Source organism: Streptomyces sp. NPDC051913 (assembly GCF_044593635.1).
Taxonomy (GTDB): domain Bacteria; phylum Actinomycetota; class Actinomycetes; order Streptomycetales; family Streptomycetaceae; genus Streptomyces.
Genome location: NZ_JBIUCI010000004.1, coordinates 471,755 through 486,359 on the forward strand (window position 1 = coordinate 471,755; position 14,605 = coordinate 486,359).

The 14,605-nt window shown below is 72.1% G+C and carries 12 protein-coding genes and 1 pseudogene; 5 read left to right on the plus strand and 8 right to left on the minus strand.

Going from position 1 to position 14,605, the window contains the following annotated elements:
- Positions 1–7 precede the first annotated feature (7 nt).
- Positions 8–4,291, minus strand: coding sequence for an aminotransferase class I/II-fold pyridoxal phosphate-dependent enzyme (locus ACIHIX_RS14695; protein WP_399955611.1), 4,284 nt, complete (start codon positions 4,289–4,291; stop codon positions 8–10).
- 130 nt (positions 4,292–4,421) lie between these two features.
- Positions 4,422–4,901 (minus strand): nucleoside deaminase, encoded by a 480-nt coding sequence (locus tag ACIHIX_RS14700; RefSeq protein WP_399954850.1) that lies wholly within the window; start codon positions 4,899–4,901, stop codon positions 4,422–4,424.
- Between the two features lie 101 nt (positions 4,902–5,002).
- Between ACIHIX_RS14700 and ACIHIX_RS14705 the strand changes: the two genes are divergently transcribed.
- Both ACIHIX_RS14705 and ACIHIX_RS14710 read left to right on the plus strand, forming a co-directional pair.
- Positions 5,003–5,779 (plus strand): GNAT family N-acetyltransferase, encoded by a 777-nt coding sequence (locus tag ACIHIX_RS14705; protein WP_399954853.1) that lies wholly within the window; start codon positions 5,003–5,005, stop codon positions 5,777–5,779.
- Between the two features lie 57 nt (positions 5,780–5,836).
- Positions 5,837–6,775 (plus strand): NAD-dependent epimerase/dehydratase family protein, encoded by a 939-nt coding sequence (locus ACIHIX_RS14710; protein ID WP_399954856.1) that lies wholly within the window; start codon positions 5,837–5,839, stop codon positions 6,773–6,775.
- Between the two features lies 1 nt (position 6,776).
- Here the strand turns inward: ACIHIX_RS14710 and ACIHIX_RS14715 are convergent, their stop codons facing one another.
- Together ACIHIX_RS14715 and ACIHIX_RS14720 are read right to left on the minus strand one after the other, a co-directional pair.
- Positions 6,777–7,649 carry a GNAT family N-acetyltransferase gene (locus tag ACIHIX_RS14715; RefSeq protein WP_399954859.1) on the minus strand — a complete coding sequence of 291 codons (873 nt, stop codon included), beginning with the start codon at positions 7,647–7,649 and terminating at the stop codon, positions 6,777–6,779.
- A gap of 155 nt (positions 7,650–7,804) precedes the next feature.
- Positions 7,805–8,068, minus strand: a complete 264-nt coding sequence (locus ACIHIX_RS14720) for a GlsB/YeaQ/YmgE family stress response membrane protein (protein WP_399954862.1) — start codon at positions 8,066–8,068, stop codon at positions 7,805–7,807.
- A gap of 278 nt (positions 8,069–8,346) precedes the next feature.
- Here ACIHIX_RS14720 and ACIHIX_RS14725 point away from each other — a divergent pair, with 278 nt between their 5' ends.
- Positions 8,347–9,792 (plus strand): hydrolase, encoded by a 1,446-nt coding sequence (locus tag ACIHIX_RS14725; RefSeq protein WP_399954864.1) that lies wholly within the window; start codon positions 8,347–8,349, stop codon positions 9,790–9,792.
- Here the strand turns inward: ACIHIX_RS14725 and ACIHIX_RS14730 are convergent.
- A complete protein-coding gene (locus ACIHIX_RS14730) occupies positions 9,785–10,330 on the minus strand; it encodes a hypothetical protein (protein ID WP_399954867.1) in 546 nt (181 codons plus the stop codon). The genes ACIHIX_RS14725 and ACIHIX_RS14730 overlap by 8 nt on opposite strands.
- Positions 10,331–10,375: 45 nt before the next feature.
- Between ACIHIX_RS14730 and ACIHIX_RS14735 the strand changes: the two genes are divergently transcribed.
- Positions 10,376–11,113: a phosphotransferase gene (locus ACIHIX_RS14735; RefSeq protein ID WP_399954869.1), complete on the plus strand. Its 738-nt coding sequence runs from the start codon at positions 10,376–10,378 to the stop codon at positions 11,111–11,113.
- Between the two features lie 186 nt (positions 11,114–11,299).
- On the opposite strand, the gene ACIHIX_RS14740 is transcribed toward ACIHIX_RS14735, so the two are convergent.
- Together ACIHIX_RS14740 and ACIHIX_RS14745 are read right to left on the minus strand one after the other, a co-directional pair.
- Entirely contained in the window at positions 11,300–11,740 is a 441-nt protein-coding gene (locus ACIHIX_RS14740) for an SPW repeat protein (protein WP_399954872.1), read from the minus strand.
- Positions 11,741–11,930: 190 nt separating this feature from the next.
- Positions 11,931–12,035, minus strand: a pseudogene (locus ACIHIX_RS14745) (RNA polymerase subunit sigma-24); the annotation flags it as partial.
- A 115-nt stretch (positions 12,036–12,150) separates the two neighbouring features.
- On the opposite strand from ACIHIX_RS14745, the gene ACIHIX_RS14750 reads away from it, so the two are divergent.
- A complete protein-coding gene (locus tag ACIHIX_RS14750) occupies positions 12,151–13,176 on the plus strand; it encodes a MerR family transcriptional regulator (protein ID WP_399954874.1) in 1,026 nt (341 codons plus the stop codon).
- Positions 13,177–13,201: 25 nt separating this feature from the next.
- Here ACIHIX_RS14750 and ACIHIX_RS14755 read toward each other — a convergent pair whose 3' ends face one another.
- Positions 13,202–14,575 (minus strand): cryptochrome/photolyase family protein, encoded by a 1,374-nt coding sequence (locus ACIHIX_RS14755; protein WP_399954877.1) that lies wholly within the window; start codon positions 14,573–14,575, stop codon positions 13,202–13,204.
- Positions 14,576–14,605: the final 30 nt, after the last annotated feature.

Genomic DNA, 14,605 nt, shown 5'->3' on the forward strand with positions numbered 1-14,605 from the left:
TCACTCCTCACTCCTTGGACCGCAGCCGGAACCGCGCGGCCAGCCGTGACAGGGTCGCGGTGAGCCGCTCGATGTCCTCGTCGGAGTTGAGAGCCGTGATCTGGACCCGGAAGCCCACCCGGTCACGCGGTACGAGGGGATACGCCGCGAGCGTGACATAGATGCCCTCCTCCCACAGGAACGCGCCGACCGCGTCGAGGTCGGAGGGGTCCGCCAGCGGAATCTCCAGGATCGGCAGCCGGTCCGTGTTGAGGGTGCGCACCTCCAGGTCGTCGAGATGGTCGAGGACCCGGACCGTCTTGCGGTACAACTCGGCCCGGATGTCGTCACCGCGACGCTCGTTGACGTCCAGACCGGCGAGCACGGTCGCGAGGGACGCGGTCGGTGACGGGCCGGAGTAGAGGTAGGGGGCGGCGGCCGTCTTCAGCCGGCCCTTCAGCTCCGTCGGCAGGGCGAGGAACGCCAGCAGCGACGAGTACGCCTTGGAGAAACCGGCGGCGAGCACGATCCCGTCGTACGACTCCCCGGTGTGCCGCACCACACCGTTGCCGCGCGCACCGTACGGGCAGGACTCGTCGGGGACGCGCTCCCCGATCACCCCGAACCCGTGCGCGTCGTCGATGTAGAGCGTCGCGCCCCGGGCCCGGCACACCGCCGCCAGGGCGGGCAGGTCGGGCACGTTGCCGCTCATGCTGTTGACGCCGTCCAGGCAGACCAGGCGGGGCCCGCTGCCGGGCACCGCGGCCAGCAAACCGTCCAGTTCCTCGGGGCGTTCGGCGTGGAAGCGGCGCAGGGTGGCGCCCTGGCCGCGGGCGACGACACACCCGTCGTAGACGGTCCGGTGCGCGGTCGCCTCGACGAAGACATGACCGCCGTCGGCGAGGACCGGGATCACCGAGGAGTGGATGAGCGTCAGCGTCGGCAGCAGCAACGTGTCGGGCGCGCCCAGGAGTTCGGCCAGCCGCTCCTCGATCTCCGGATACGGCCGAGGGCTGCCGATGAGCCGCGACCAGCTCGGGTGGGTCCCCCAGCGGCGCACCATGGGCTCGATCCGCGCCGAGATCTCCGGGTCCCAGTCGAAGCCCAGGTAGTTGCAGGAGGCGAAGTCGATCAGCCAGTGGCCGCGGCTGCGGATGTGCCGGCCCCGTACCTCGTCGAGGACGGCGTCGGTCATGAGGCTGGTGCGCCGCAGATGCTCCAGGTCGGCCCAGCGCACCGCCCGCTCGCCGCGCACCGGCGCCCTGTGGGGGGCGGGGGCTCCGTCGGTGACCGTCGCGCGCCGCACCCCGTCCCGCTCCCGCAGCACCCGCTCGCTCTGCTGCACCGTCATCGGCCGGGCGAACAGATAGCCCTGACCGAACCGGCACCCCATGCCCAGCAGCAGGTCCCGCTGCCCGGGCTCCTCGATCCCCTCCGCGATCACCTGCATCCCGAGGGTGTCGGCGATGCGCACGATGCCCTCCACCAGGGCGACCTGCTGGGGGTCGTGCGTGATGTCGTCGATGAACGTCTTGTCGATCTTCAGTACGTCGATCGGGAAGTCCCGCAGATAGCGCAGCGAGGAGAAACCGGTGCCGAAGTCGTCCACGGCGATGTGCACGCCCAGCTCCTTGAGCGCCTGCAGCACGCCCTGGATCTGGATGTCGTGGCGCAGCAACAACGTCTCGGTGAGCTCCAGTTGCAGCGATCCCGGTGCCAGTCCCGGCGTCCTGAGCGCCTCGCCGACCTGGTCGACGAAACCGGCGTCGCGGAACTGCCGGGCCGAGACGTTGACACTGACGTACGGCGGCTCGCCCGGCGCCGGCAGCTTCTGCAGCGCCGCGATGTCCTGGACCGCGTTCTCCAGCACCCAGGAGCCCAGCACCGCGATGTGCCCGGTCTCCTCGGCCAGCGAGATGAACTGCTCCGGCGACACCGGCCGGCGGCGCGGAGAGGGCCAGCGCACCAGCGCCTCGAAGCCGACCACCTCGCCCGCGGTGATGTCCACGACGGGCTGGTAGCGCAGCGCGAATTCCTTCCCCTCGACCGCCTGGGCGAGCCGGCTCTGCAGATCGTGCCGCTCGACCATGCGCGTGTGCAGCAGCGGCTGGAAACGCCGCCACTGCCGCTTGCCCGCCGCCTTCGCCGCGTACAGCGCGAGGTCCGCGTGGCCGAGCAGCTCCTCCGCGTCCGTGCTGTCCCGGGCCGTGGCCACCCCGACGCTCGCGGACACCGTCACCGACTCCTCGCCCAGCACGAACGGCCGGGTCAGCGTCTGGATCACCTGTGCGGCGAGCAGCTCCGCGTCCAGCGGCTCGCGGGCGTCCTCCATCAGCACGGCGAACTCGTCGCCGCCCAGGCGGGCCGCCGTGTCGGTGCGCCGCAGCGCCTTGGCCAGCCGGCTGCCGACGGCCATCAGCAGATGGTCGCCCGCGGAGTGCCCGAGAGTGTCGTTGACCTGCTTGAAGTCGTCGAGGTCGATGAAGAGCAGACAGGTCAGGGAGGACTCGCGGCGGCCGCGCAGCAGGGCCCGCTCGACGCGCTCCAGGAGCAGCGTCCGGTTGGGCAGGCCGGTGAGGGAGTCGTGGAAGGCCCGCTGGGTCAGTTCGTGCTCCAGGCGCCGCTGCTCGGTGACGTCCCGCAGGGTGACCACGAGGCCGGCGACGGTGCGCTCGTCCCGGAAGTCGCTGCACCGCACCTCCACCTCGACCCGGCCCTCCCGGTGCCGCACCCACCAGTGGTCGTGGGCGGCCCGCGGGCCGCCCACGCGCACGCCCTGGAGCTCCCGGGCCGCGCGGTTGCGGTCGCGGGGATCGACCAGGTCGGGCAGGGACGCCCCGACGAGTTCCGTGCCGCCGAAGACGGAGGCGGCGGACGGGCTGGCGTACCGGACGGTGTTGTCGTCCTCGACGATCAGGATGACGTCGGAGGCGTTGTGCACGAGGGTGCGGAAGTAGGCCTCGCTCTCCCGGCGGATGATTTCCTGGCGCAGCGCGACCCGCTCGACGGCCAGGCCCGCGTGCGAGGCGAGGATCTCCAGCGAGGCGCGGGTCTCGTGCAGCGGCTGGGGCGGCCCCGCGACCAGCAGGACCCCCGGGATCTGCGCGGCCGGACGGTCGGGCGGCGTCATCGGGCAGGCCAGGACGGCGGGCAGGCCCGCGAAGCCTACGGCGACGTCGGGGGCGAGCTCGCCGCGGGCCACCATGCGGCTGCCGCCGGGTACGAACTCCGCGGCCCGCTCGGCCGGCAGCAGCACGGTGCGGTGCCGGACCGCGGGGCCGAGCAGGGTGTCGACGGCCGTCTCGCAGGACCGGGCGACCTCCTCCTGCCGGACCGCCGAGACCAGCGAGGCCCCCGCCCGGCGCAGCGCCAGTTCCCGCGCCACGGCCTTGCGGTGGACCACGACGATGCCCGCGAGACGCAGGATGACCAGCAGGAACAGCACGCTGGAGAAGGCGGCGATGACGGAGGCGTGGTGAGGCGAGCCGCTCAGGCCCTCGTAGAGGAGGATGCCCGGCGCGATGAGCGTGGCCACGGCCAGCACGACCAGGCGGCGCGGCCGGGGGAGCAGCGACACCTTCTGCGGTACGGCCGAGGACAGCTCCACCATCGAGGGATGCAGCGCGGCCAGACCCCACGCCGTGTAGAAGACGATCCACCCGGTGTCCAGCAGGGTGCCGGTCTCCCACATCGCGTTGAGCTGGAGGAAGCCGTACGCGATGTCGAAGCTGAGCAGCGTGGCGGTGCCGACGACCAGCAGCTGGACCGACCGGTTGGGGCCGTGGACCGGGCTCGGTGTCAGCAGCCGGGCCAGCAGGGCGAGGACGAGCACGTCACCGAGGGGGTAGGCGACGCTGATCGCCCGCTGCTCCCAGGTCAGCCCCTCCACCTCGGTGAGCGGCTGCACCAGATACACCCACACCGGCAGCGCGAGACCGCAGGTCAGGATCAGGGCGTCCAGCAGACTCGGCAGGTCGTGCCCCGACCACCGGTAGCGGACCAGCCCGGACAGACCGATCGCGAAGAGTGGATAGGTGGCGAGATAGCAGGCGTCCGCGGGGGAGGGGAACGGGTTGGAGGCGTCGAAGTAGTCCTCCAGCACGTTGTAGTACGTGTCGCCCGCGATGAAGGTCAGCAGACCGGCGGCGAGCACCCACCAGGGCCAGCGGTGCTCGGGACGGTTCAAACGGCTACCGGTGAGTACGGCCGCGACACCGCCGAGCCCGATGACGGCCCACAGCGGCGTGCGCGCGCTGGGAACCGTCAGATAGACGGTGGTGGCGACGGCGACCGCCATGGTGTAGGCCGTCATCAGCCGGTGTGCCGGCAGCAAAGGCAAGCGCCTCCCCCGGTGGAGGAGACCGGGCCGTCCTACCTGGTCCGGGATCCTTACCGATCGTAGGCAGCTCACCCGTACGGCTGCATCCCGAGGCGCCGGGGCGTCACCGAAGGTGGAAGCGGCGGTGCAGCGCGTGCACCTCCTCCGCCAGCTCGGGCACCGGCCCGTCCACCACCACGTCCGGCGCCACCTCCCGCACCGGCAGGGGCCGCACCGGCGCCGAGGGAACGCCCAACTCCGTCAGCCAGCCGACCAGTTGCTCGGTGGAGGCCACGTACACGATGCGGCCGAGGCCCACCCAGGCATGCGCGGCCGCGCACATCGGGCAGTGCTCGCCGGAGGTGTACACGGTGGCCGCCGCCCGCTCCTCGGGCGTCATATGGGCCGCGGACCAGCGCGCCAGTTCGAACTCGGGATGCCGGGTGCGGTCCCCGGAGGCCACCCGGTTGTGATCCTCCGCGAGCACCGCCCCGTCCCCGCCCACGAGCACCGACCCGAACGGCTCGTCGCCGGCCTCCAGCGCCTCGGCGGCCAGCTCCACGCAGCGGCGCAGAAACGCCAGCTCCCCGTCCTTCACGACCATGGCGTACGGCCCTCCTCGACCGGGCGTCCCGGTGACGCACCCGCACCATCATGGCCCGTAAAGGTGTTGCCCCGGGTGCCTCCTGGTGCTGGAGTGAACCCATGGATCATGCCGCGGTGCTCGCCCTGTACGACCGGGACATGCGCGAGGGTGCACAGCCGGACAGCCCGGAGTCCCGGATCGAGCGGTCGGGGAAGGTGGTCCGGCAGGTCTCCACCGCGCAGGGCTGGAACGGCGTGGTCTGGTCCGATCTCGACGACGGCGGCGCCGACGCGGCCATCGCCGAACAGATCGCCTATTTCACCGGGCTCGGCCACGCGTTCGAATGGAAGCTCTACGGGCACGACCTGCCCGTGGACCTCGGGCAGCGGCTCCGCACGGCCGGGTTCACCCCGCAGCCCGAGGAGACCCTGATGATCGGCGAGGTCAACGACCTCACCCTGGACGCCGAGCCACCCGAGGGCATCCGGATCCTGCCGGTCACCGACCGGGCGGGCGTCGACCTCGTGGCCGACGTGCACGAGGCCGCCTTCGGCACCGACGGCACCCGGCTGCGTCACCAGCTGCTCGCCCAGCTCACCGCCGACCCGGACACCGTGGTCGCCGTCGTCGCCCTGGCCGGGGACACGCCCGTCAGCGCCGCCCGGATGGAGCTGGTGCCCGGCACCCGGTTTGCCGGGCTGTGGGGCGGCGGCACCGTCGAGGCCTGGCGCGGGCGCGGCATCTACCGCGCCCTGGTCGCCGTACGGGCCCGCGAGGCCGTGGAGCGCGGCTACCGCTACCTCCAGGTCGACGCCATGAGCACCAGCCGCCCCATCCTGGAGCGCCTCGGCTTCGAGCCCCTGACGACCACCACGCCCTACCTCTACACGCCGTGACCCAGCGCACATGAGCGGGGATGTCACATCCGCGCCGCCCCGATCCGTCGCAGAGACATGACGACGAACCAGAGCGACCACAGCGGCCGGAGCCAGAGCATCCTCCTCGCGGGCGCCGGCGGTGTCCTCGGCCGGCACATCACCCACGCGCTCACCGAGGCGGGCCACAAGGTCACCGGGCTCGGCCGCGGCCGGGACAACGGGGTGCGGGCCGACCTCATGGACCGCGACGCCGTGCTCCGCGCCGTCGACGGCCACCACTTCGACACGGTGATCCACGCGGTGACGGCCCTGAGCAAGGCGCCCCTGCGCCACCGCGACATGTACGCCACCAACGCCCTGCGCATCGAGGGCACCGCCCATCTGATCGAGGCCGCGCAGGCCACCGGCGCCCGCCGCTTCGTCGCGGAGTCGATGGTCTTCGGCTACGGCTACGGCGACCACGGCGACCGGGAACTCACCGAGGACGACACCTTCGGCCCGCGCGGCACGAACCCGGAGTTCGAACGGCACCTGGCCGGCATGCGCACCAAGGAGCAGCTGACCTTCGACGCCCCCGGCCTCGACGGCGTGGCCCTGCGCTACGGCGCCTTCTACGGCCCCGGCGGCACCGAGAACCTGCTGCCCATGCTGCGCAAGCGGCAACTGCCCGCCCCCGCGGACCACGGCCACGTAGTGCCCTGGATCGAGCTGGGTGACGCGGGCCGGGCGATGGCCGCCGCCGTCGAGCACGGCCGCCCCGGCCAGGCGTACAACGTCGCCGACCGCACGCCCCTCGGGTTCCGGGCCCATCTCCTCGCCGTGGCCGAGGAGTTCGGGGTGCCGAAGCCGATGAACGTACCGCTGTGGACGATGCGGCCGATGTCCTACGCGCACGCCATCATGGCGTCGACGCTGCGGGTGTCCATCGCGAAGGCCGAGCGGGAACTGGGCTGGACGCCGGTGTACCCGTCGGCCCGCGAGGGTCTCGCCGCGATGCGGGCGGGCCGGCGCTGACTCAGAGGTCCAGCTGGTACTCCACCGCCTGGTGCGTGGGCACGTATCCGAGGGCCGCGTTGACGGCGAGCATGGGTGCGTTGCTGTCCGCGGTGTCGGTGAGCAGGCCGGCGAGATCCGGGTGCCGCTCCCGGGCCCGGCGGACGGACGCCGCCTTCATCCAGCGGGCCAGTCCGCGGCCACGGTGTTCCGGCAGGACGGCGGTTCCGTAGTGCTGGCCGTCGCCGAGCCCGTCGCCCGGCACGACCAGCTCGGAGAAGCCGACGATCGTTCCGTCGGTGACGTCCACGGCGGCGACGGTGTGCAGCAGGTCCCCACGCCGGGCGACGGCCGCGGCGGCGGCGACCACGCGCTCCACGTCCCAGACCACCGTGCCGTAGTCGGTGCCCTCCATGGGCATGTCGTCCATGGCCCGGCGCGAGTCGGCGTAGGACTGGGCCAGTTCGGCGGGGACGGTGCCGTCCCACTCGGTCAACTCATAGCCGGGACGCGGCGGTTCGGTGATGGCGGCGAGGTCGACGTCCTTGAGCGTGAGCCTGGCGTACGTGAGAGCCAGCACCCGGCGAAAACCTCGCGCGGCGAGGAACTCGTCGGCGGCGGAGCCCTGTTCGGCCTGGGCGATCACTGACCGTCGCCCCTCGTCCCGGGCCACGGCGACCGCGGCGTCCAGCAGCCGGGTGCCGACACCTTGCCGTCGCTCGGTGGCGTGCACGGCGATCTCCAGCTCCGCGAGGTGCTCCTGGCCCTCCTTCGTGAACAGCCGTAGGAAGGCGGACCCGACCGGTGCCCCGTCGGCGGCGGAGGCGAGCCAGGCCAGACGGCGGCTCGACGCACCGGAGGCGGGGTCGGCCAGCGGGACGATACGCAGGGTCAACGGAACTCCGTCACGGTCGGGTTCGGGCGGCGAGCCCGCCTGAGCCCTGCACGGGACGACGGACGTCCGTCCCCGTCCGGCTCGGGCGGCGAGCCAGCCGAAGCTAGCTGCCGCCCGACCGTGTCCGCAACGAGTTATCGACCGTTCGCCTCCGGTCAGTGGCGGGCCCTCGTCCGGTCCAGGGCGGCGACGCCGACCGCGGCGAGGCCGATCTGGATGAGCCACTCGATCCAGTCCACGCCGTCGGTGTCGGCCACGTCCAGCCCCGCCGCGATCGCCGAGCCCAGCAGGGCGGCCACGATGCCGACGAGGATGGTCAGCAGGATGCCGATGCGCTGCCGGCCCGGGATCACGAGCCGGCCCAGTATGCCGATGACGATGCCGATCACTATGGCGCTGATGACTCCTGAGATCTCCATCTCAGCCCCTCCTCTCAAGGCCCCCGCACTCGTTCGAATGCCCCCGGGAGCCGGGGACAGTCCGTGCCGTTTCAACCAACGGCCAACGCCGGGTCAAGCGTTGGCCCAGTGTTCGAAGTGACGTCTGTTCAGTGCCACGGCTGCCATGTACCTTTCAAATCAACGGTCGCAGGCAGTCGTGCGACCGCAGTTCTACGCGCGCAGAACTGCCCTGTGTCTACGCGTGTAGCCCGGCCCCGCACCCGCTTCTGCCCCAACCCCACACGGAGGTAAGCCGGATGCTCCAGCTGCCCAGGTCCCGCCACAGACTCACCACCGCCGTCACCGTGTTCGGCCTGCTGGCCACGGGCGCCGCCGTCCAGGTGGCCACCGTGACCCCGGCCGCCGCGGCCACCCCCCACCGCGTCCTGTTCGACAACGCCCACGCCGAGACGGCCGGCAACGCCGACTGGATCATCTCCACCAGCCAGCCCGACCCGCTGGGCCAGGACGCCTCACCGTCCGCCGAGACCGACTGGACCGGCGCGATCTCCTCCTGGGGCGTCGCGCTCCAGAAGACCGGCGACTACAGCCTGAAGACACTGCCGTCCGGCTCCAGCCTCACCTACGGCGGCTCCGGCGCCCAGGACCTGGCCAACTTCGACACGCTCGTGCTGCCGGAGCCGAACACGCTGTTCACGACCGCCGAGAAGACGGCGATCATGAACTTCGTGAAGAACGGCGGCGGTCTGTTCATGATCTCCGACCACACCGGCGCCGACCGCAACAACGACGGTGAGGACGCGGTCGAGATCCTCAACGACCTGATGACCGACAACAGCGTCGACTCCACCGACCCGTTCGGCTTCTCCATCGACTCGCTCAGCATCAGCTCCGACTACCCGAGCGCCATCAGCGACAGCACGAACGCGGTCCTGCACGGCTCCTTCGGCACGGTCACCAAGAGCCTGATCGCGAGCGGTACGACGGCCACGCTCAAGCCCGCCGACAACTCCTCGGTCAAGGGCCTGCTCTACCGCACGGGATACTCCGGCAACACCGGCGCGTTCTTCGCCACCAGCACCTTCGGCAGCGGCCGGGTCGCCTTCTGGGGTGACAGCTCACCCATCGACGACGACACGGGCCAGTCCGGCAACACGCTCTACGACGGCTGGAACGACTCCGGCGCCACCAACGCCGCCCTCGCCCTCAACGCCACCGAATGGCTCGCCGGCGGAAGCAGCAGCGGCGGCGGTGGCGGCGGCTCCACCTGCACCGCGGCCCAGCTTCTGGGCAACAACGGCTTCGAGTCGGGCAGCACCACCTGGAGCGCCAGCAGCGGTGTGATCACCAACTCCAGCAGTCAGTCGGCCCGTTCGGGCTCGTACTACGCCTGGCTGGACGGCTACGGCTCCGCCCGCACCGACACCCTCGCGCAGTCGGTGACCATCCCGTCGGCCTGCACCACCGCCACGCTCAGCTTCTATCTGCACGTCGACACCGCCGAGACCACCACCAGCACCGCCTACGACACCCTCAAGGTGCAGGTGCTCAACAGCTCGGGCACGGTCCTCGGCACCCTGGCCACCTACTCCAACCTCAACGCCGCGAGCGGCTACACCCAGCGCAGCTTCAGCCTGGCGAGCTACGCGGGGCAGACCGTGACCCTCAAGTTCACCGGCACGGAGGGCTCCACGCTCCAGACGTCGTTCGTCATCGACGACACGGCGCTCAACGTCAGCTGACCCTCGCCGCGGCCCATCCGGTCGAGGCCACCACCTCGGCCGCGATGTCGATCACCGTGCGCCCGTCGGTCACCACCCGCAGGGTGTCGGCGGGCGCACGCGCGTCCAGCAGCCGAGCCTTGCGGGCGCTGCCGAGCAGCTCCTGCTCCAACTCGGACCCCAACTCCCGCCCGGCCAGCCGCTGTCCGGCCGTCTCGTCGCTCGCGGTGAGAAGCACGCGTACGATCCGTACGTCGTCCCCCATGACCCGCCGCCACATGCCGGTGGCCTCGTCGAGGACGGACACGGTGTTCGTGTAGACGAGCCGCCGATATCCGAGCCCGGCGTAATTCGCCCATACCGCGGTGAGGTTGCGCTCGGCGACGAGGCTCCGGTGCGGATCGTCGGCGGGCGCGGGGTGCACCGCCCCCATGAAGTCCCCGTCGATCACGGCGTGCGCGACCTCCGCGCCCCGCAACCGCGCCGACACCTCCCAGCCCACGGTCGTCTTCCCGACCCCGGCCCGTCCGCCGATGAGCAGCACCTCGGAGTGATCCATGAGGGGAGCGTGCCAGGCGGTGCCGAGGGCCCGATACTTCTTTTCGTGGAGGAGACGCACCTGGAAGGCGGAGCCGTCAGCGGGGCGGTGCGGATCGGGTCGACCGTGCGCCGCACCCCGTCGGCCCGGTCGGCGTACGTGCGCGAGCTGCTGACGCTCTTCGAGGAGCGGGGCTGGCGGGGTGCGCCGCGGTTCCTCGGCCTGGACGAGCAGGGCCGGGAGACGCTCGGCCATGTGGCGGGGCGGGCGGCCGTGACCCCGGACCAGCGGGCCGCCGCTCGCGACGACGAGGCGCTCGTCCGGGTCGCCCGGCTGGTCCGGGAGTTCCACGACCTCACCCACGGCACGCCGTTGGCCGGCGACCAGGACGTCGTCTGCCACAACGACCTCGCGCCCAAGAACACCGTCTACGCCGTCGAGGGCGCCCGATGGCGACCGCTCGCCTTCGTCGACTGGGACCTCGCGGCGCCCGGCGAACGCGTGCACGACGTGGCACATGTCTGCTGGCAGTACCTGGACCTCGGACCGAACGAGACGGACGTGGCCGAGACCGGACGCCGGATACGACTCGTCCGCGACGCCTACGGGCTGACCGACAGGGCCGGGCTTCTGGACACGGTCCTGTGGTGGCAGGACCGCTGCTGGAAGGGCATCGAGGCCGCGGCGGAACGCGGGGAGCCGGCCATGGTGGCACTGCGGGAGAGCGGGGCGGTGGACGAGGTACGGGCCGCGCACGAGTGGGTCACCCTGCACCGGCGGGAACTGGACGCACTGCTGAGCTGAGGGCGGTGCGCTGCGGCTGTCGTGCCTACGCGCGCTCACCGACGTGGACCTCACCGCGGCCTTCCGACGTCATCGGTACCGTCGTGGAGAGCGACCGCCCCCACCGCCTCGTCACCAGCGCGGCGCACGAAGCGGCCGGCCCGCTGGAGGCGGGCCGGCCGTCATGTCGTCCTTCCGTCCGTGCTGTCACGTCCTCGGGGTGCTCTTCGCCGCCGCGCTGGTGCACAACAGCCCCAGGATCACGGCGAGGCCGCCGATGATGATGTTGTTGAGTGCGACACCGGTGTCCGGGCTGTCACCGACCACCCACGGGGCGATGATCATCCAGACGCCGACCGCGCAGAACGCCCAGCTCAGGCCGTACATGCGCTCGGGGGTCTGAGTGAAGCCCAGGGCGAGCAGGCCGATCGCGATGCCGACGATGAGGTTGTGCGTCACGAGGGCGGGCTGGCTCGTCGTGTAGTGGAGGATCCAGGGGGACACGGCGCAGTACAGACCGAGCAGGAACACCGGTCCGTCCACGAGCGCCACATCGCGACCGCCGAGCATACGGGCGTACCGCGCCCGCATTTCCGGAACATCAGGGTGGCTGGTCATGTCACCTCTGGTGGGCGAGACGTTGGCCATGACTCGTCTCCTTCTGACTCGCAGGCTGACCGCGTCTGGTGCGGTGTGCGGTGAGCGCCGCCTGCGTACATTCTGCTCTTATTTTTCCTTTATGTGTAGAGGTGTGCCGGCAGGTGACGGCCCCCGGGAAGCGCCGACTCTCCCCGGAGGCCGCCACGGACCATGGCGTACCGCCACGGTGGACGGGGTCTCATACGCAGACTTCCGCCTCCAGGCGGCCCCGCAGCTGACGCAGTCCGTGCCGGGCATGGCTCTTCACCGTGCCCAGCGGCCAGCCGGTGTGCTCGGCGATCCTGCGTCCGGCCATGCCGACGATCCAGCCGCCCGGGAACCGGGCCCGGTGGATCCATCGTGGAAGTCGGCGACCAAGGTCATCAACTTGCGTCGATTCTGCGTCGTATAGTCGCGTCATGAGTGAGTCGTCCGCGCGCCGAGCCCCCGCGGAACAGCCCGAGCAGACCTCCCGGACCGTCGAAGCACCGCTCACGACCGGTGCGGTCGCCCGGCGGCTGGGCGTGTCGCCCACCACGCTGCGTTCCTGGGACCGCCGCTACGGCATCGGGCCCGCCGTGCGGGACGAGGGACGGCATCGGCGCTGGAGCGCTCAGGACATCCGGCTCCTGGAGACGATGTGCCGGCTGACCTCGTCCGGGGTACCGCCCGCCGAAGCCGCCCGCGCCGCCCGCTCCGATACGGGCACATCGCGGCTGGCGCCCCAGGTCTCCGTGCCCCAGGTCTCCGCGCCCCAGCCGCCGCGTTCACGAGCGGCCGGCACGCTGCCGCTCGGGGACGTGCGCCAGGAGTGCCGGGGGCTGGCCCGCGCCGCCGTCCGGCTCGACGCCCCCGCGATCGACCACCTGCTCGACGCCGCCGTGGAGCAGTACGGCGTCGTCACCGCCTGGCACGAGGTGATGATGCCCACCCTGCACGCGGTGGGGCGCAAGTGGGCGTCCTCCGACGACCGTTACGTCGAGGTCGAGCACCTGCTGTCCTGGCATGTCTCCACCGCGCTGCGCCGCAGCACCCCCGCCGCCGCGCCACGGGCGGAGGCGCCCGTGGCTGGGCCCGTCGTCCTGGCCTGCGTGCCCGGGGAACAGCACACCCTGCCGCTCGAAGCCCTCAACGCCGCGCTGGGTGAACTGGGCCTGCCCACGCGGATGTTGGGCGCGGCGGTGCCGGGGGAGGCGCTCACCGCCGCGGTGCAGCGCCTCGGCCCCGCGGCCGTGTTCCTGTGGGCGCAGGCGCGCTCCACCGCGAACCTGCCGCTCGCCCGCCATGTCGCCGCCACCCGCTGGGGTGTGAAGGGTGCCCGTCGGCAGCCCTTGGTGATGCTAGGCGGACCCGGATGGTCGGGCTCGGCGGCCCGCGAGATGCCGCGGCCGAGGGCTCTGAAGGACGCGGTCGAGCTGCTGGCCGCCGCCGGAAGCGGATCTTGAGGGGGCGTCTGCGGGGCCTCGCCGGTCAGTCGAGCCCGCGGGCCCGCTTGAAGCGGGCGAGGCCGTCGGAGAGGTCGACGATCGGGTCCGGGTAGGTGTCGATGGCCGCCCGGTCCAGGCCGCGCAGCTTCCACGGCTCGTGCACCGACGAGGCGTCCAGATCAGCCAGTTCAGGCACCCAGCGCCGTACGTAGGCGCCGTCCGGGTCGTACCGCTTGGCCTGGGTGACCGGGTTGAGCACCCGGTTGGGGCGGGAGTCGGTGCCGGTGCCCGCCATCCACTGCCAGTTGAGCTGGTTGTTGGCGATGTCGCCGTCGACCAGCAGCTCCAGGAAGTGCCGGGCGCCCTCACGCCAGTCCACGTACAGCGTCTTGGTGAGGAAACTCGCGGTCAGGAGGCGGCCGCGGTTGTGCATCCAGCCCTCGTGGCGCAGTTGGCGCATCGCCGCGTCGACCACCGGGTAGCCGGTGCGGCCCTCCTTCCATGCCTCGACGTCCTCGCGGACGGCCCGCCCGGACCGCCAACGGTCGTGCTTCGTGCGGTAGTCGGCGCTCGCGGCGGCCGGACGCGCCGCGAGGACCTGGCGGTGGAAGTCCCGCCAGGCGAGCTGTCGTACGAAGGCCGCGGCGCCCGGGCCGTCGGTCTTGCGCGCCCGGTGGACCAGTTCGACCGGGGAGAGGGTGCCGAAGTGCAGATGCGGGGAGAGGCGGGAGGTGGCGTCGCCGGCCAGATCGTCGTGGCGGACCTCGTACGCGCCGACACCGCGCAGCCAGGACGTCATCCGGCTCCGACCCGCGGCCTCCCCACCGGCGGCCAGCCCCTCCGACACCCCCGACAGCCCGTCGCGCGTGGGCAGTTGCTCCGAGCCGACCCCGTCCGGGACGCGGATCGCGCGCGGCGCGGCCATCGGCTCCCGCAGCCGTACGCCGCTCCAGTGCCGGAAGTACGGGGTGAAGACGGCGAAGTGGTCGGAGGAGCCCGGCGTCAGCGCGCCGGGTGCGACGGCCGAGGTCACGGTGTCGTGGACGTGCAGGCGGCGGCCCTCCGTCTCCAGGGCGCGCCGGAGCCGCTGCTCGCGCCGGTGGGCGTAGGCGCTGAAGTCGGCCGCCATGTGCACCTCGTCGGCGTCCGTCTCGGTGGCGACCTTGCAGACCTCCTCGACGACGTCGCCGTCGCGGACCACCAGGCGACCGCCTCGCTCGCGCAGGCCCGCGTCGAGGTCCCGCAGACAGTCGGCGAGGAACGCCAGCCGGTTCGGCGCGGCGAACCCGGCGTCCGTCACACCCCGGTCGCGCACGAACAGGGGCACCAGCTGACGGGCCTCGTTCGCGGCCCGCAGCGGCGGGTGGTCGTGCAGGCGGAGGTCGGAGGTGAACAGGACGATCGAGACGTCGGGCATGACGTGAGCTCCGGGAGAGATGGGGGCCGG

Bases quoted from the DNA above. Each gene is read 5' to 3' on its own strand.
- ACIHIX_RS14695 (WP_399955611.1), bottom strand. From the start codon at position 4,291: ATGACGGCCTACACCATGGCGGTCGCCGTCGCCACCACCGTCTATCTG.
- ACIHIX_RS14700 (WP_399954850.1), bottom strand. From the start codon at position 4,901: ATGGTCGTGAAGGACGGGGAGCTGGCGTTTCTGCGCCGCTGCGTGGAG.
- ACIHIX_RS14705 (WP_399954853.1), top strand. From the start codon at position 5,003: ATGGATCATGCCGCGGTGCTCGCCCTGTACGACCGGGACATGCGCGAG.
- ACIHIX_RS14710 (WP_399954856.1), top strand. From the start codon at position 5,837: ATGACGACGAACCAGAGCGACCACAGCGGCCGGAGCCAGAGCATCCTC.
- ACIHIX_RS14720 (WP_399954862.1), bottom strand. From the start codon at position 8,068: ATGGAGATCTCAGGAGTCATCAGCGCCATAGTGATCGGCATCGTCATC.
- ACIHIX_RS14725 (WP_399954864.1), top strand. From the start codon at position 8,347: ATGCTCCAGCTGCCCAGGTCCCGCCACAGACTCACCACCGCCGTCACC.
- ACIHIX_RS14730 (WP_399954867.1), bottom strand. From the start codon at position 10,330: ATGGATCACTCCGAGGTGCTGCTCATCGGCGGACGGGCCGGGGTCGGG.
- ACIHIX_RS14740 (WP_399954872.1), bottom strand. From the start codon at position 11,740: ATGGCCAACGTCTCGCCCACCAGAGGTGACATGACCAGCCACCCTGAT.
- ACIHIX_RS14750 (WP_399954874.1), top strand. From the start codon at position 12,151: ATGAGTGAGTCGTCCGCGCGCCGAGCCCCCGCGGAACAGCCCGAGCAG.
- ACIHIX_RS14755 (WP_399954877.1), bottom strand. From the start codon at position 14,575: ATGCCCGACGTCTCGATCGTCCTGTTCACCTCCGACCTCCGCCTGCAC.